Source organism: Autumnicola tepida (assembly GCF_031846485.1).
GTDB classification, from domain to species: Bacteria; Bacteroidota; Bacteroidia; order Flavobacteriales; family Flavobacteriaceae; genus Autumnicola; species Autumnicola tepida.
This window is the reverse complement of record NZ_JAVRHQ010000114.1, coordinates 1-544: the sequence shown is the minus strand read 5'-3', so window position 1 is coordinate 544 and position 544 is coordinate 1. Positions and strand designations below refer to the sequence as shown.

Sequence of the window (544 nt, the reverse complement as noted above, 5' to 3'; positions counted from 1 at the left end):
ATTTTCTACTTACACAGTTTTTGAGATAGTCCCTTTGAAGAAAATATCCTGATAAAGCTAATGGACTTTTCTCATATGGTATTGTTAACTTTTGCACCACTTCTATTTTTTGGACTTTTTTTATACATCCAAATTACAAATCATAATCATACCTACTTGTTTTTAGCTATTGTTTCCTTATTATTCGGATTTTTTTTAAGTTATGTAATTCAAAACAGCTTCAACAATATTAACAGACTTAAGAAAATTAATGGCATTAATTATCGAGAGAACAGAAGACTAATGGAACTTTTAGCTTCATCAAATAACTGGAATCTCGAATATAAAACAGAGAATCTTCATATTCTTAAACCTAAATATAGCTTTTTTGATATGCACGGAGGTCAAGAAATCTATGTGTTATATGACAAAGAATATCTATTTATTAGATGTGTTACATTTGGTGCGTATTTTTTTGTGTCACCATTTCATTTTGTTTCTAACAGGAAAACTGAATTGAATATTCTAGAGCAGTTAAAAGAACTCAAAACGTTGCACAACAACA

The 544-nt window shown here is 28.5% G+C and carries 1 protein-coding gene; it reads left to right on the top strand.

Going from position 1 to position 544, the window contains the following annotated elements; all coding sequences use genetic code 11:
* Positions 1–282 precede the first annotated feature (282 nt).
* The coding region (locus RM553_RS19610; protein WP_311536654.1) for a hypothetical protein at positions 283–544 on the top strand (262 nt) is incomplete at its 3' end.